The following is a 16,434-nucleotide window of genomic DNA, read 5'->3' on the forward strand; positions in this document are numbered from 1 at the left end:
CCCTTAGGCCCCCTCCGTGTGGTGCAGCACCAGCAGGGCGATGTCGTCGGTGCGCAGTTCGTCCGTGCCCGCCTTGTCCACCAGCGTGTCGATGAGCCGCTGCAGGTCCCGGTCGTCGGCGTGGGCGAGGTGGCGGGCGAGGTCGGCGATGGAGTCGTCGAGGTCGGCACCGGGTGTCTCGACGAGACCGTCGGTGTACAGGGCGAGCATGAGCCCGGGGGTGAGCGGAATCTCCGTCAGCGGGAAGACGGCGCCGGGGTCGATGCCGAGGAGCGGCCCCGGCGGCACGTCCACCGGCTCGGCGCCGTACCCGGGGCGCCGCACGACCGGGGGCGGATGGCCGGCGCTCGCCAGGGACACCTTGCGGCCGGCGAGGTCGAGGCGGACGTAGAGGCAGCTGGTGAACAGTTCGACGTCCAGGTCGATGAGGAGCCGGTTGGTTCCGGACAGCACCTCGTCCGGTGTCGCCCCGACGGCGGAGTGGGCGTGAACGGCCGTCCGGACCTGCCCCATCAGGGCGGCCGCCGCCGCGTCATGACCCTGGACGTCGCCGATGACGGCCGCGACGGCGTCGTCGCCGAGCGGGAACAGGTCGTAGAAGTCCCCGCCGATGTCCATGCCCCGGGTGGCCGGCAGATAGCGGGCGGCCACCCGCAGTCCGGGGACCCGCGGCAGGGTCCGGGGCAGCAGGGCCTCCTGGAGGCTGTGCGCGAGGTCGTGCTTGGCGTCGTAGAGGCGGGCCCGGTCGAGGGCCTGGGCGACGAGGCCCGCGAGCGAGGTCAGGACGGCCCGCTCCTCGGCCGAGAACGCGTGCGGCCGGTCGTACGACAGGATGCAGCAGCCGACCGGCCGGCCGGAGACGATCAGCGGCAGGAACGCCCAGGCCTGCTTCCCGCTGATGTGCGGCGCCTCCGGGTAGCCGCGCCGCATCTCCTCCAGATCGGAGAAGAACGCGGGCATACCGCTGCGCAGCACGTCGCCGGCCGGGGTGAACGTGGTGTCCAGGGGCAGGCCGTTCAGGCGCTCGACGGCCTCCGCGGAGTAGCCGCGGTGCCCGGTGATGCGCAGCCGCCCCGCGTCGGCGGTGGACAGCACCAGCCCCTGGGCGCCGAAGGCCGGCACGATCTGGTCGGCGACCAGATCGATGACGTCCTGCACGCCGACGACCTCCGTCAGCCCCGCGGCCAGGTGCGTCAGCTGGTAGAGCCGGCCCGCGCGTGCCGGGGTGACCGAGCCCCGCGGCCGGTGCGGCGCGGGGGACGGCGGCGGACGCTCACCGCTGGGCACGATCCGCACGCTGATGCCGCTCGCGTCGGGGTAGAGGTGGAACTCCAGCCAGCGGTCCGGAGGGCGGCACGCGGTGAACGCCACCGGCTCGCGCGAGAGCACCGCCGCGCGGTAGCGGTCCTCGTACGACGGGTCGTCCAGCCAGCGCAGCGAGTGCCACGGCCAGGTGCCGAGCAGCTCACCCGCCTCGCGGCCGAGCAGCTCGCAGGCGCCCGAGCTGAGGTAGGTGAAACGGCCCTCCAGGTCCAGCGCGCAGCTCCCGCCCGGCAGCCGTTCGACGAAGTCCGCGGCACTGCGAGCCGGGTCCATCGGCAGACGACCCCAGCCCGCGGACAGCACGCGAGGCCCGTCGGCGGGCGCCGGAGGGGGCCCGCTGTGCAGGGCGTCCTCCAGCGCCCGGGCCAGCCGTCCACAGCTCGCGGCGATGTGCTGTCGCTCGCGCCGGGTCATGTACGACGGACGGGTGGCCGGCCACATCAGCATCAAAGTCCCCCACCGGCGCACGCCCGCGACCGGCGCGGCGGCCAGCGCCAGCGGGTACGGCAGGGCCATCGCGGTGCGCGGATAGTCGCGGGCCATCTCCTCCTGGCTGCCCACCCACACCATGCGGTCCTCCCGCGCCGCCACGGCCACCGGCGCGGGAGCGGTCAGCGGGATCCTCGTCCAGGGCTTCGCCAGCTCCGCCGGCGCCCCGCACAGCGCGTCCAGGAACAGCTCCCGTCCGTCCGGCGTGAGCAGGAACAGGGCGCCCACCGACGCGCCCGTCGCCCGTACGGTCTCCGCCAAGGCGGCGTCCAGGGCGTCCGCGTACGCCGCCGTCCCACCGGCTCCGGCCACGACGCACCTCCCGCGCTGGTCGGGGAGTCCGGGCCGGCCGCCCGGGCCACCCGCCACGACCACGCCGACTTCCCCCTACCGGGACGCTACGCCCCTGCGCTGCGGTCGGCACCCCTGTGAGGTGAGGAGGCTCCGGCTCGGGCGTGTGCTCGGCACAACCGGGGGAGGGCGCCGGGCACGGCCGGGGGCTGTGCTCGGCATGGCCGGGGGGTGTGCGGGCCCGGGCCCCCGGTTCGGGGCCGGGCCGGGTCGCCCTGGGGTGGTGCGGCGGGCTAGCCCCGGGGTGTGGTGCGGCCGGCTTGCCCCTGGCTGTGGTGCGGCCGGCTTGCCCGGGTGGTGCGGGTCCCTCGCCGGAGGCGGTTCTCGGGATCGTCGGGACCCTCGGGATCGTCGGGAGCGTCGGGTCTCGGGACCCTCGGGACCCTCGGGACCCTCGGGACCCTCGGGATCGTCGGGACCGTCGGACCACACGGCGTAGCGCCGGGTGCGCCCACGGCCACGGACCGACAGCATCGTGAGGGTCGTGTCCGCCACCGGAACGGGCGGCCCGCGGCTCCGCCGCCGTCCAGGAGGGAAACCCCGTGCAGATCGATCTCACCGGCCGCACGGCCCTGGTCACCGGCTCCACCCAGGGCATCGGCCTCGCCATCGCCACCGGCCTGGCACGCGCGGGTGCCTCCGTCGTCGTCAACGGGCGGGGTGAGGAACGCGTGGCGGAGGCGGTGCGTGCCGTACGGTCCGACTCCGGCGGCGACCGCGTCAGCGGCGCCGTGGGCGACCTGGCGACGGCGGAGGGCGCCGCCGCCGTGGTGGAGGCCGTGCCCGAGGCCGACATCCTGGTCAACAACCTCGGGATCTTCGGCTCCGCGGCCCCGCTGGAGATCGAGGACGCCGAGTGGCTGCGCTACTTCGAGGTCAACGTGCTGTCCGCAGTCCGGCTCATCCGCGCCCTCCTGCCCGGTATGAAGGAGCGCGGCTGGGGGCGCGTGCTGAACCTCGCGAGCGACTCGGCCGTGGCCGTCCCCGCCGAGATGATCCACTACGGCATGACGAAGACCGCGCTGCTCGCCGTCAGCCGAGGCTTCGCCAAGGACGCCGCCGGGACCGGTGTCACCGTCAACTCCGTCATCGCCGGGCCGACCCACACCGGTGGAGTGGAGGAGTTCGTCCGTGAACTCGTCGGCGAGGAGCTGCCGTGGGAGGAGGCGCAGCGCGCCTTCATGGTCGCCCACCGCCCCCAGTCCCTCGTGCAGCGCCTCATCGAGCCCGAGGAGATCGCCCACATGGTCGTCTACCTCGCCTCGCCGTACGCCTCCGCCACCACCGGCGGCGCCGTCCGCGTGGACGGAGGCTACGTGGACTCGATCCTGCCCTGAGGCGCGGCGGGCCGTCGGCGTGTACGGACGGTGAAGAAATCCGCACGGATTATCCGAGCGCGTTCCCCGGCGACTCCTTGGCCGTTCAACCACCCCGAGGTGCTGGGCGTTTGCAGTCGGGTTGCTTCGCCGGTGCGGGAATCCTGTGGAGATCGTCCGCCTCCGCCGACGACAGGCGCACGTCAGGGGATTGATCTGCTCGCGACAAGTCGGCAGTCTCCAGGGCACGCGCAGCGCTGCCGTTCGAACGCAAATCCCTCACGCAACCCCCCACTTCACGAGGAGACCCCTCTTGACGGCGCATCACATACGCATGGGCAAGGCCAAGATCGTCACCGCGATCGCGGCCGCCGCCACCGTCGCCGGCACGGCACTGTTCGTGTCGCCCGCCGCCCAGGCGGACCAGCCCGCGCAGGGGACGGTGTACGGCCTGAACGCCGAAGGTTCGGTGCCCGGCAGCTTCATCGTCCTGCTGGACGAGAAGACCTCCACGGCCGAGAAGCGAGAGCTGGCCGCCGAGTACGGCGGCAGCATCGGCCGTACCTACGGCTCGGCGGTCAACGGCTTCTCGGCGCGCAGCCTCACCGCGACGGAGGCCAGGCGCCTCGCCGCCGACCCGGCCGTGTCGACCGTGGTCCAGAACAAGAAGTTCCACATCACCGCGACCCAGGACAACCCGCCGTCCTGGGGCCTGGACCGCCTCGACCAGGCGGACACGGCAGGTGACGCCAAGTACACCTACCCGGACAAGGCGGGAGAAGGGGTGACCGCGTACGTCATCGACACCGGCGTACGCGTCAGCCACAAGGACTTCGAGGGCCGCGCCTCCCACGGCTTCGACGCGATCGACAACGACGACACCGCCGACGACGGCAACGGCCACGGCACCCATGTGGCGGGCACCATCGCCGGCGCATCCTACGGCGTCGCCAAGAAGGCCGAGATCGTCGCGGTCCGCGTGCTCGACGACAACGGCTCCGGCACCACCGAGCAGGTCGTCGCCGGCATCGACTGGGTGACCAGCCACCACCAGGGGCCGTCGGTGGCCAACATGAGCCTCGGCGGGGGCGCCGACCCGGCGCTCGACGCGGCCGTCCAGAAGGCCATCGCCTCGGGTGTCACCTTCGCGGTCGCCGCGGGCAACGAGTCGTCGGACGCCGGCCAGGGCTCGCCCGCCCGGGTCCCCGAGGCCCTCACGGTCGCCTCCAGCACCAAGGACGACGCCCAGTCGGACTTCTCCAACTTCGGCCAGGTCGTCGACCTGTACGCGCCCGGCTCGGACATCACCTCGGCCTGGAACGACAGCGACGAGGGGACCAAGACGATCTCGGGCACCTCCATGGCCACGCCCCACGTGACCGGAGCCGCGGCCGTCTACCTGGCCGGACACCCCGACGCCACCCCTGTCCAGGTGGCCACCGCGCTCGTCGGCGCGGCCACCGGCGACAAGATCACCAACCCGAGCAGCGGAACGCCCAACAAGCTGCTCAAGGTGACCGAGTGACCGGGTGACCGGGTGACCGGGTGACCGCGGAGGGTCACGCCGCCGGTGGGGGTTCACCCTGACGTCGGCCCGTTGAAAGCCCTGAGGCCGGTTCGGGGATCGTCCGGACACCGGTCGGGGATCGTCCGGAGGCCGGTCGGGGATCGTCCGGAGGCCGGTCCGGGTGCGCCCCGAGCCCGGTCCGGAAAACACCCTGAGGTCGGTCGGGGAAACACCCTGGGGCCCGGTGGCGCCGCCCGCACATGCGCGGTGGCACCGCCGGGCCGCTCGGTCTCCCGGCGGGCGTCGTAGGCTGGGACCTGCACTAGCCGGGGGAGCCGGGAGCCGTACCGCCTGCGCTCGAATGTGAGGGAGCAACCGATGACGTCGCAGACCGAACGAGCCGTGCTGGCCGGCGGTTGTTTCTGGGGCATGCAGGACCTGATTCGCAAGCAGCCGGGCGTGGTGTCCACGCGTGTCGGGTACAGCGGCGGGGACACGCCGAACGCCACCTACCGCAACCACGGCGACCACGCCGAGGCGATCGAGATCGTCTTCGACCCGGCGGTGACCAGCTACCGCGACCTGCTGGAGTTCTTCTTCCAGATCCACGACCCCACCACCCGGGACCGCCAGGGCAACGACATCGGCCGCAGCTACCGCTCCGCGATCTTCTACGTCGACGAGGAGCAGCACCGCGTCGCCCTGGACACCATCGCCGACGTCGAGGCGAGCGGCCTGTGGCCCGGAAAGGTCGTCACCGAGGTGGAGCCGGTGGGCGATTTCTGGCAGGCCGAGCCCGAGCACCAGGACTACCTGGAGCGCTACCCGAACGGTTACACCTGCCACTTCCCGCGGCCCGACTGGAAGCTGCCGCGCCGCAGTTCGTCCCAGGCCGGCTGAGCATCGCCTCTGCCGCCTCCGCCGGCCGGACCCGTCACCCGGGTCCGGCCGGCTTTTTCATGCCCGTGGTGCCCCGCGCGCCGAAGGCGGATCCCGGCAGCCGGCGGAACCCGACGGCGCCCCCGGGGCGGCGGGGAGAGCGATGCGCCCGAAGCGACAGGGAAAGTAACGCATTCAAACATTGCCGAACATCGAAGTCCGACAGATTTCTTGACGACGCATCAGCGTCTCTCTACCCTCACCCGCAGTGTGGGAGCGTTCCCACACCCTCCCCAAGGCGCACCCGCACCCGCGCACCCCCCTCGCATCGGAGGTCGTCGTGACCGACGCACGCACCCCAGCACGCCCCCGGACGGTGAGAAAAAGGCTGATAGGCGGTATCACGGCCGCCGCCGCGGTGGCCGCCTCCACGCTCGTCGGACTGCCGCAGACCGCGCACGCCGCGACCGCCCGGCAGGTGGAACGCCTCGACCGAGGACTGACCAGCGTCCACACCAGCAGCGGCAACCTGGTGTCGTGGCGCTGGCTGGCCACGGACCCGAACGACGTGGCGTTCAACGTCTACCGGGGCTCCACCCGGCTCAACTCCTCGCCGATCACGGCCTCGACCAACTACTTCGACGCGGGCGCACCCGACTCGGCGGACTACACCGTACGAGCCGTCGTCGGCGGCACCGAGCAGCCCGCGTCCGAGCACGCGCTGCAGTTCAGGGCCGGTTACCTGGACGTGCCGCTCTCACCGCCGGCCGGCGGCTCCACCCCCGACGGCGTGGCCTACACCTACGAGGCCAACGACGCCTCCGTCGGCGACCTCGACGGCGACGGCCGCCTCGACCTCGTCCTGAAGTGGCAGCCGACCAACGCCAAGGACAACTCCCAGTCGGGCTACACCGGCAACACGATCGTCGACGGCATCAAGCTCGACGGCACCCGGCTGTGGCGCGTCGACCTGGGCCGCAACATCCGCTCGGGCGCGCACTACACGCAGTTCCAGGTGTACGACTACGACGGTGACGGCAGGGCCGAGGTCGCCATGAAGACCGCCGACGGCACCCGGGACGGCACGGGCACGGTGATCGGCAACTCCTCGGCCGACCATCGCAATTCCTCCGGCTACATCCTGTCCGGCCCCGAGTATCTGACCATGTTCGACGGCCGGGCCGGCCGGGCCATGCAGACGGTCGACTACGTCCCCGCCCGCGGCACCGTCTCCTCCTGGGGCGACTCCTACGGCAACCGCGTCGACCGCTTCCTCGCCGGCACGGCCTACCTGGACGGCGCCCGCCCCTCCCTGATCATGGCCCGCGGCTACTACACGCGTACGGTGATCGCCGCCTGGGACTGGCGGAACGGACAGTTCACCCGCCGCTGGACCTTCGACACCAACTCCTCCACCAACGCGGGCAGGGGCTACGACGGCCAGGGCTCGCACAGCCTGTCCGTCGGGGACGTCGACGGCGACGGCAGGGACGAGATCGTCTACGGCGCGATGGCCGTGGACGACAACGGCAACGGCCTGTGGACCACACGCACCGGGCACGGCGACGCCCAGCACCTGGGCGACCTCGACCCGTCGAGCGCCGGCCTCGAGTACTTCAAGGTCTCGGAGTCCAGCTCCCAGCCCGCCGAGCTGTACATCGACCCGGCCAAGGGCGCCGTCCGCTGGCAGCTCGCCGCCTGCTGCGACAACGGCCGCGGTGTCGCCGGGGACGTCTACGCCGGCAACGACGGCGCCGAGGTGTGGTCGGCCTCCGACACCTCCATCCGCGACGAGGCGGGCGCCACGAAGGGCCGCGAGCCGTCCTCGGTCAACTTCCTGTCCTGGTGGGACGGCGACACCGTCCGCGAACTCCTCGACGGCACCCGCATCGACAAGTACGGCACCTCCGGCGAGACCCGCCTGCTGACCGGCTCGGGCGTCTCCTCCAACAACGGCACCAAGTCCACCCCGGCCCTGTCCGGCGACATCCTCGGCGACTGGCGCGAGGAGGTCGTGTGGCGCACCGGCGACAACCGCGCCCTGCGCATCTACGCCACCCCGCACCAGACCAGCACCAGGATCACCACCCTGCTGCACGACCCGATGTACCGCACGGGCCTCGCCTGGCAGAACACCGCCTACAACCAGCCCCCGCACCCGAGCTTCTTCCTCGGCAACCGCATGCCCACCGCACCGCGGCCGACCGTGTACACGCCCTGAGCCCGTGACCTGCACGGATCGGGGCCGCCGCAGCGACCGCGCCGCCGCGAGGACGAGCCGCCGCTGCTCGTCCTCCCGGCGGCCCGCCGAACCCCGCCCCGGGGTCCTGTCGGGTCGCGGTGTGTGAGGTGGCCGGGCAGTATGGCGGTGTGATCCGCAGCCCCTAGCGAAACGGGTCGTCGCATGTCGCACGCCACGCCTGAGCCGAGCAAGGCACCCACGCCGGACCCGGCCGAGGACGACGCCTACTTCCCGTCCCCGTACTCACTCGCCCAGTACACCGCGCCGCGCACCGACTTCGACGGGGTGCGGCACAAGGGTGCCTACACCCAGGGCAGGTGGAAGATCCTCGTGATCGCGGCGGAGGAACGTTACGTCCTGATGCGGAACGGCACCCAGTTCTCCAGCGGGAACCACCCCGTCGAGACCCTGCTCCCGCTGCACCACCTGATGGAGGCCGGCTTCGACGTCGACATCGCCACGCTCGAGGGCTACCCCGCGAAACTGGAGCTGTGGGCCATGCCGCGCGACGACGAGGCCGTCATGGGGACGTACGAGGCGCTGAAGCCGAAGCTCAAGCGGCCCAGAAGGCTCGCCGACGTGGTCGCCAAGGAGCTGGGGCCGGACTCGGACTACCTCGCCGTCTTCGTCCCCGGCGGACACGCGGCGATGGTCGGGCTGCCGACCAGTGAGACCGTGGGCCGCACGCTCGACTGGGCCCTGGCGCACGACCGCTTCATCATCACCCTGTGCCACGGCCCCGCCGCGCTGCTCGCCGCCACGCTGGGCAAGAGCGAGTCGCCGTTCAAGGGTTACTCGCTGTGCGTCTTCCCCGACGCGGCCGACGAGGGCCCGAACGTCGACATCGGCTACCTCCCCGGCCGCCTGCCCTGGCTGGTCGCCGACCTGCTGGCCAAGCAGGGCCTGACCGTCCTCAACGACGACCTGACCGGCAGCATCCACCGCGACCGCAGGCTCCTCACCGGCGACAGCCCCCTCGCCGCCCACAAGCTCGGCCTGCTCGCGGCGGACGCCCTGGTCGAGGCGGCCGCCGGATAGCCGGAGATCCGCGGGCGACACCCTCGTGCCGTGTCTGAGCGTGCCCGGCACGGAGAACGCGCTGCCGCTGATGTCGGCTTCGCAGGACTGGAACCCGGCCGGTCGCAAGGCCGTCCTGCCGGGAGTCGCCCGAACGAACCCCTCCCCCCGCGCCCGAGCCGATCACCGAGGCCGTGCGCCGCGCGACCGCCGCCCCCTCCCGGCCCCGCCCCGAAAACATGGGGGGTTGTTCCCCATGTGGCCGTGGGGGCCCTCGTACGAGGATCAGGCGTGGCAGGGAACGAGGCACCGGGACCGGACTGCGGGGGAGGGACGATGGCGGCGGAGGCCAGGCAGGCACGGATGGGGGCGTCGCCGTCGGGAGCTGGGCACGTCGGGGCGGGAGTGCTGTTGTCGGAGGTCGGGCAGGTCGGGCAGGTCGGGCACGCGGGGTCGCCGTCGGAGGCCGTACAGGGACGCGCGGGGGCGCCGCTGTCCGAGGCCGGGCGGTGGTGGGAGGCCGGACTGGTCAGCGGTGAGGGCGGTGAAGTCCGGCCGGACTGGGCCGAGTTCGCGGAGGCGGCCTCGGCCGCGGCCCCGGAGCAGGCCGTCGCGCCCGAGGGGGACCACCCGGGCCTGAGCGGGTTCGAATGGGTGCTGCGGCCCTTCACGACCCTCGCGGGGGAGCGTCTGGAGCGGGGCGTGTCCGAGCGGGCCCGCGCCCACGTCGACATCACCTCCGTACGCCATGACCTGGAGCGGCAGCTCGCCGGCAGACTGGCGCGGGCGGCGGCACGGACGCTGGTGCTGGAGCTGCACGAGGCGCGGACCGCCGAGCGGCTGCACGGGGACGACCCGCGGGCCCGGTTCCGCGACTTCCTGGGACGGGTCGCCTCCCGGCGCGGCCTGGCCGCCCTGCTGGCCGGACGGCCGGTGCTGGCCCGGATCCTGGGGCGGACGGCGCTGGACGCGGCGGACGCCATGACGGAGATGCTGGAGCGGCTGGCGGACGACCATGCCGTACTGACCGGGGGAGTGCCGGCGCAGGGGCGAGCCCTGCGGGGCGGGGGCGTGCCGGCGGACGGGCGAACCGTGCCGAGCGCCGGCCTTGGCGTGCCGGCCGGGGGCGTACGTACCGGTGATCGAGCCCCCTCGGACGTCGGCCCGGCCGTGCCGGCCTCCGAGCTGCCGGCCGACAGTCAAACCCCCCTGGACGCAGGGTTGTCGGCGCGGTCCGGCCGCGACCCCGGCCCGCTCGTGGGAGTCGAGGCGGGTGCCGGTGACGGGCACCAGGGCGGGCGTGGTGTGATGCTGCTGCGTTTCGCCGACGGCACCCGGCTGGTGTACAAGCCGCGGCCCCTCGCCGCGCACCGGCACTTCAACGACCTCGTGGCCTGGTTCAGCCGGTTGCCCGGCTCGGTCGACCTGCGCACCCTGCGCCTGCTGGACCAAGGCGCGTACGGCTGGGTGGAGTTCGTGGCCGCGCGGCCCTGTGGGTCCCTCGCCGAGGTCGAGGCGTTCTACCGCCGTCAGGGCGCCCTGCTGGCGCTGCTGCATCTGCTGGACGGGACCGACCTGCACCACGAGAACCTGATCGCGGCCGGGGCGCATCCGGTGCTGGTCGACGTGGAGACGCTGTTCCACCCGCCGCTGACGGGTGCCGCCACACCGGATCCGGCCGCCCGTGCCCTGCACGACTCGGTGTACCGGGTCGGGCTGCTGCCCCAGCTGCTGGTCGGCGACCACAGCGCCCTCGACGTGTCCGCGGTCGGCGGCGGCGACGAGGCCGTGTCGCCCGTGGTGCGCGCCGACTGGGCGGACACCGGCACCGACCGGATGCGCCTGGTGCGCAGGGCCGGCAGGTTCGCCGAGTCCGCCAACCGGCCGCGCCTGGCGAACGGCGAGCCCATCGAGCCGGGAGACCATGTGGAGGCGCTCTGCGCCGGGTTCCGCGCGGGGTACTCGGCGATCAGTGCGGCGAGGAAGGAACTGCTCGCCGAAAGGGGCCCGTTGGCCGCATTCGCCGAGGACGAGGTGCGGGTGGTGCTGCGTCCCACCTGGATCTACACCACGCTGCTCGACGAGTCGACCCACCCCGGTCTGCTGAAGGACGCCGATGCCCGGCAGCAGGTCCTGGAGACCCTGCGGACCGACCTGTTCGGGGCGGCCCCCGAGCCCGGCCTGGTCGACGAGGAGATCGCCCAACTGTGGGCGGGGGACGTGCCGTTGTTCACCGCCCGGCCGGGGCACGACGGCCTGTGGGGCACGCCGGGGCGGGGGCCGGCCGGGCGCACGGAGCTTCCCGGGCTCGACCGTGTCGCCGCGAAGGCCGCGGCGCTGGACACCGTGGACCGGCAGGACCAGGAGTGGATCGTGCGGGCGGCGATGGCGACGGCCTCCCGCGAGCCGGCACACCGGCCAGCCGAAGGCCGCCGCCACCGTACGGCGGACCGCGCCCCGGAACCCGACCGGCTGCTGTCGGCGGCCCGGTCGGTGGGGGACCAACTGGTCTCCCTCGCCTACCGCGAGGGCGCCCGCAGCAACTGGATCGGCCTGGAGCTGCTCGACGACCGCTACTGGCGCATCGGGCCCATGCCGGCCGACCTGGCCGGCGGCTACACCGGACCCGCCCTGTTCCTCGCCCAGTTGGCCGAGCTCACCGGCGCCGGGCACTACGCCGAGGCGGCCCGCACGGCCCTCGCGCCGGTGCCCGCGCTGCTGGACACGCTCCGGGCCCGGCCCGACGACCTGGGCGCGGTGGGCTCGGGCGCCTTCACCGGCCTCGGCGGCATCGCATACGCCCTCACGGAGACTGCACGGCTGCTGGACGACCCGGAGGCCGGCTCCTGGGCGTCCGCCGTGCTGCGGCTCGTCGGCGCGGCGAGCCGGTCCGAGCGGGAGTACGGGGTCGGCACGGGCGTGGCGGGCGGGCTCGTCGCCCTGCTGGCCGCGCTCGAGGGAGGTGCGGGCACGGAGGAGGACCGCCAGGAGACACGGCTCGCGGCCCGTGCCTGCGCGGAGCGGCTGCTCGGCGCCGACCTCACGGCGGCCGGCCGGGACTTCACCACAGGGGCCGCCGGGATCGGCTGGGCACTGCTGAGGTTCGCGGAGGCCGCCGAGGCGACCGGATCCGGCCATGAACTCGCCGCACGCTGCCGCACGAAGGGCCTGGCGGCGCTGCGGATGGCAGCGGGCCGGCAGGAGGGAACCGCCTCGCGGGACGCCCGGCCACCTGCCGTCGGACCCGAAGCCGGCGCCCGGCCCTCCGCCTGGTGCCGTGGCCGGGCCGGGATCGCCCTGGCGGTGCTGGACGCGCCCGGGGCGACAGAGGACCCCTGGCTCGCCGACTGGTCCCGCGCGACGGCCGAGGAGCTCGGCCGGGACCGGCCGGCCCCGGACGACAGCCTGTGCCACGGGGAGGCCGGACTGTGCGAACTCCTGGGCCACGGCGCGCTGCCCGAGGCACGTCCGCACTGGCTCCGCCGCGCCGGAGCGCTCCTCGCGTCCGTCGAGGAGAACGACATCCGCAGCGGCGCCCCCGACGGGGTCCCGCACCCAGGGCTGCTGACCGGCCTCGCGGGGATCGGCCACGGGCTCCTACGGGCGGGGTTCCCGGAGCGCGTCCCGCCTCTCCTGCTCCTGCGCACGACCGACCCGAAGGCCCGCCCCTAGCCCCCACCGGTGCACCTCCGCACCACCGAAGCACACCTCCGCATCACCGAAGCACACCTCCGCACCATCCGAAGCACCACCACCGCACCACCCGAGGCACCACCACCGCATCACCGCACTGCTCGCACCACCCCACACCCCTGCGGACAAAGGACGAGCGAGGACTCATGCAGATCAGTGACTCGATGGGATACGTCGACGGCGGCGCCGGTCCGGAGACCGCGGCCCAGGACCACCCGGTGGGCGAGGTGACGCTCGGCGCGAGCGCCGCGCTGGGGCTGCGCAGCCGCCTGCTGAGGACAGTCGACTGCGACGCGGTCGCCTCCCTGGATCTGCCCTTCACCACCGGCACCATCACGGTGGCCTGAGACACGGCCACGCAACCACGCACACAGCGAGCGGAGGGCCGGGGGACTCCCCGGCCCTCCGCCGTGCGAACCCCCTGGGTCCGTCCCCGCGGACCCCGTCCCTGGGCCCCTGCGGACCCCGTCCCTGGGCCCCTGCGGACCCGCCCCCGTGGCCCCCACCCCCGGCCCCGCGGCCCCGGCCCTCTGCCGTGCGAAAAAAGGATCAAGTAGCCTGCGCCCATGCGTGCGACGTCGTCGGTCATCGTGGGGCGGGACGCCGAGGTCGGGCTGCTGGACGAGGCCCTGGACAGTGCCGGGAGGGGGGCCGGACGGGCGGTCTTCCTGGTCGGCGAGGCGGGGATCGGCAAATCCCGGCTGGCCGGCGAGTGCGCACTTCGCGCGTACGACCGGGACATGCCGGTGCTGCGCGGGCGCGCCACGTCCACCGGGCTGGTCGTCCCCTTCCGGCCCCTGGTCGAGGCGCTGTCGTCGCGGTTCCGCGCGGCAGGCACCCCCGACGACCCCGAACTCGACCCCTACCGGCCCGCGTTGGCCGGGCTCGTGCCCGAGTGGCGGTCCGGGGCGACGGCGCCCGGTTACACGATCTCCCTGGTCGAACTGGCCGAGGCGCTGCTGAGGCTGCTGGCGGTGCTCGGCCGCGAGCGCGGCTGCGTGATCCTCCTGGAGGACCTGCACGACTCCGACACCGAGACGATCGCGGTCGTCGAGTACGTCGCCGACAACGTGGCCGGCCTGCCGGTCCTGCTGGTCGGCACCCTGCGCCCCGATCCCGGCCCGGCACTCGACCTGGCGCTCGCGGCGGAGCTGCGCAACACCGCCGAGTTACACGAGCTGGTGCCGCTGGACGAGGCCGCCGTACGGGACATGGTGGAGGCGTGTCTGGACGCCGGGCCGGGTGAGGTGCCCCCGGCCGCGCACCGGCACCTCGCGCAGCGGGCGGGCGGCAACCCCTACCTGGTGGAGGTGCTGCTGGCCGACCTGCTGGACTCGGGACGGCTCAGCCGGGCCGAGGGCGGCTGGCGGATCGCCGACCAGGGCGGAGCGACCGTACCGACGGGAGCCGTCCGCAGCTGGGCGCGCAGGCTGAGCCGGCTGGACGAGCCGGTGCGCGAGCTGCTGCTGCTCGCGGCGACGCTCGGCGGGCGGTTCTCCGTCGAGGCGCTCAGGGCGGTGACCGGGCTCGACGACCGCGCGCTGTTCGCCCATCTGCGTTCGGCCTCCGAGGCGGGCATCATCGCCCCGGACGGGGCCGCCCACGACCACTACACGTTCCGTCACGTCCTGACCGCGGACGCCCTGCGGGCCTCGCTGCCGCCCGCCGAGCAGGCCGCGCTGGCCCGCCGAGCGGCCACCGCCATCGAGCAGTCCGCCGGTGAACTGAGCAGTGAGCAGCGCCAGTTGGTTGCGACCCTGCGGCTCGCGGCGGGTGACAAGGTGACGGCGTCCCGGCAGTTCGCCCAGGTCGGGCAGGAGTTGCTGGACGCCGGCGCGTCGGGCTCGGCCGCGGTGCTGCTGGAGCGCGCACGGGGTCTCGCCGCCGACGAGGACCGCGACGCCATCACCGTGCAACTGGCTATCGCCGAGGCCGAGTCCGGGCGGCTGGACGCCGCGTCCGCGCTGCTCGACGACCTGCCGCCGGCGCCCGCCGGGTCACGCGCGGCGCAGGAGCGGGCCCAGGCGCACACCCAGGTGGCGTGGGTCGCGACCATGGCGGAGCAGCAGCACGAGGCCCACCGCCGCATCCGCGCGGCCCGCGCCCTGCTCGGCACCGCACCGCGCCCGGAACAGGAGGCGGCGCTCGTGGTGGTCGAGGGCCACCTCGCCCTGCTCCCTCAGCCGGCCGGCAACCGCGGCGACCGCGAGCGGCTCCCGGACCGGCTGGAAGAGGCGGAACGTTCCGCCCGGGCCGCGGCCCTCACCGCGGAGGAGCGCGGCCGGCCCGTCGTGGCCTGTCGGGCCTGGCAGCTGCTGGCCCTGCTGTCCCGTGAGCGCGGGTTCGACGAGGCCGACGCCTGTCTGGTGCGGATGCTGGAGGTGGCCGAGAAGCACCGGCTCGCGTCCTGCCGGGCCGAGTCGCTGGTGCGGCTCGGTACGAACGCGTTCATGCGGACCGGCGAGGCCACACAGCTGGAGACCGCCCGCGCGGCGGCCCAGGAGCTGGGCTCGCTGGCCCTGCTGCAGACCACCGACGGCCTGCTCGCCATGCAGAGCGTCCTGGGCGCGCGCTGGGACCGGGCCCGGGAGATCGTGGAGCGCTCGCTGGAGGCGAGCGCCCGGCTGCAGAACCTGTCGGCGCACCGCTATCTGCTGCTGGTCGACGCCACGCTCGCCGCGCACCAGGGCCGCGCCCGCGAACAGGACCGCGCCCTCGCCAGGTTCCGCCGCGCGGGCGGCGAGGAGTCGATGCTGGTGCCGCTGCAGCGCGGACTCTGCCAGGCCGTGGGCGCGCTCATGGCCGAGGACCGGCGGCGGGCGGCCGCGGAACTCGACGCCGCCCTGGCCTGGGAGCGGCAGCACCCCAGCTTTTTCTACCTCAGCGGCCGCTACGGGCTCAGCCCCCTGCTGCGGGCCCTCGACGGCGACGCAGGCAGCCGGGACGCCTACGAGGAGGCGCTGGCCTCCCCGGGCGGGCAGCTCGCCTGGAACCGCATGTTCCTCGGTCTCACGGACGCCGTGCTGCGCGGCCGGGCCGGCGACCCGGACGGCGCCCAGCACGCCGTGGCGCGGGCCGCCCGGGCGGCGGCGGTGTTCCCGCAGGTCTGGCACCTCGCCCTGCGCCTGACGGCCGAAGGCGCGCTCGCGGACTCCTGGGGCGAGCCCGTCACCTGGCTGCGCACCGCCGAGGAGTACTTCCACGAGGCGGGCGTACCGCCCGTGGCCGGAGCCTGCCGTGCCCTGATGCGGCAGGCCGGGGTCAGCGTCCCGCAGCGCCGCGGCGGTCGCGAGCGCATCCCCGCCGAACTGCGTGCCGCCGGTGTCACGCCGCGTGAGTACGAGGTGTTCGTGCTGCTCGCCGAACGCCCCGGCAACCAGCAGATCGCCCAGCGCCTGTGCATCTCGCCCCGCACCGTGGAGAAGCACATGGCGAGCCTCATGACCAAGACCGGCTCCGCCGACCGCTCGGCCCTGTGCAAGCTGTCCGCGGAACTGGCCGAGGACCCGGGCCGGCCCGGCGCCGCCCGCCCGATGACGCCCGCCTGACCCGCGTGGACGGCGGTTCCTGGGGGCCGGAGGGGCCCGGCATGGGGGACACCCTCACCTATATGGGGG

At 74.0% G+C, this 16,434-nt stretch carries 9 protein-coding genes; 8 read left to right on the forward strand and 1 reads right to left on the reverse strand.

All coding sequences use genetic code 11. From position 1 onward, the window contains the following. Positions 1-3: 3 nt before the first annotated feature. Positions 4-2,124: a SpoIIE family protein phosphatase gene (locus ACIGXJ_RS14290; protein WP_399644410.1), complete on the reverse strand. Its 2,121-nt coding sequence runs from the start codon at positions 2,122-2,124 to the stop codon at positions 4-6. Between the two features lie 581 nt (positions 2,125-2,705). Here ACIGXJ_RS14290 and ACIGXJ_RS14295 point away from each other — a divergent pair. From ACIGXJ_RS14295 to ACIGXJ_RS14330, 8 genes are all read left to right on the forward strand, one after another. Continuing rightward, positions 2,706-3,500 carry an SDR family NAD(P)-dependent oxidoreductase gene (locus tag ACIGXJ_RS14295; RefSeq protein WP_399644412.1) on the forward strand — a complete coding sequence of 265 codons (795 nt, stop codon included), beginning with the start codon at positions 2,706-2,708 and terminating at the stop codon, positions 3,498-3,500. A 313-nt stretch (positions 3,501-3,813) separates the two neighbouring features. Further along, the gene (locus ACIGXJ_RS14300; protein ID WP_399644853.1) at positions 3,814-5,004 is read left to right on the forward strand and encodes a S8 family serine peptidase; all 1,191 of its coding nucleotides are present in this window, start codon (positions 3,814-3,816) and stop codon (positions 5,002-5,004) included. Between the two features lie 360 nt (positions 5,005-5,364). Next, a complete protein-coding gene (gene msrA / locus ACIGXJ_RS14305; RefSeq protein ID WP_399644414.1) occupies positions 5,365-5,886 on the forward strand; it encodes a peptide-methionine (S)-S-oxide reductase MsrA in 522 nt (173 codons plus the stop codon). A 247-nt stretch (positions 5,887-6,133) separates the two neighbouring features. Then, a complete protein-coding gene (locus tag ACIGXJ_RS14310) occupies positions 6,134-8,086 on the forward strand; it encodes a rhamnogalacturonan lyase (protein WP_399644417.1) in 1,953 nt (650 codons plus the stop codon). Between the two features lie 183 nt (positions 8,087-8,269). Then, positions 8,270-9,145 carry a glyoxalase III HchA gene (hchA, locus tag ACIGXJ_RS14315; protein ID WP_399644419.1) on the forward strand — a complete coding sequence of 292 codons (876 nt, stop codon included), beginning with the start codon at positions 8,270-8,272 and terminating at the stop codon, positions 9,143-9,145. 390 nt (positions 9,146-9,535) lie between these two features. Continuing rightward, positions 9,536-12,796 carry a type 2 lanthipeptide synthetase LanM family protein gene (locus ACIGXJ_RS14320; protein ID WP_399644421.1) on the forward strand — a complete coding sequence of 1,087 codons (3,261 nt, stop codon included), beginning with the start codon at positions 9,536-9,538 and terminating at the stop codon, positions 12,794-12,796. A gap of 167 nt (positions 12,797-12,963) precedes the next feature. Further along, complete coding sequence (locus ACIGXJ_RS14325) at positions 12,964-13,164, forward strand: hypothetical protein (RefSeq protein WP_399644423.1); 201 nt, start codon at positions 12,964-12,966, stop codon at positions 13,162-13,164. Between the two features lie 219 nt (positions 13,165-13,383). Further along, the gene (locus ACIGXJ_RS14330; RefSeq protein ID WP_399644425.1) at positions 13,384-16,365 is read left to right on the forward strand and encodes an AAA family ATPase; all 2,982 of its coding nucleotides are present in this window, start codon (positions 13,384-13,386) and stop codon (positions 16,363-16,365) included. The last annotated feature ends 69 nt before the right edge of the window (positions 16,366-16,434 follow it).

The sequence above is a fragment of the Streptomyces sp. NPDC053367 genome (genome assembly GCF_044545925.1).
Lineage (GTDB): Bacteria > Actinomycetota > Actinomycetes > Streptomycetales > Streptomycetaceae > Streptomyces.

Bases quoted from the DNA above. Each gene is read 5' to 3' on its own strand.
- ACIGXJ_RS14300 (WP_399644853.1), top strand. From the start codon at position 3,814: ATGGGCAAGGCCAAGATCGTCACCGCGATCGCGGCCGCCGCCACCGTC.
- msrA (WP_399644414.1), top strand. From the start codon at position 5,365: ATGACGTCGCAGACCGAACGAGCCGTGCTGGCCGGCGGTTGTTTCTGG.
- hchA (WP_399644419.1), top strand. From the start codon at position 8,270: ATGTCGCACGCCACGCCTGAGCCGAGCAAGGCACCCACGCCGGACCCG.
- ACIGXJ_RS14325 (WP_399644423.1), top strand. From the start codon at position 12,964: ATGCAGATCAGTGACTCGATGGGATACGTCGACGGCGGCGCCGGTCCG.
- ACIGXJ_RS14330 (WP_399644425.1), top strand. From the start codon at position 13,384: ATGCGTGCGACGTCGTCGGTCATCGTGGGGCGGGACGCCGAGGTCGGG.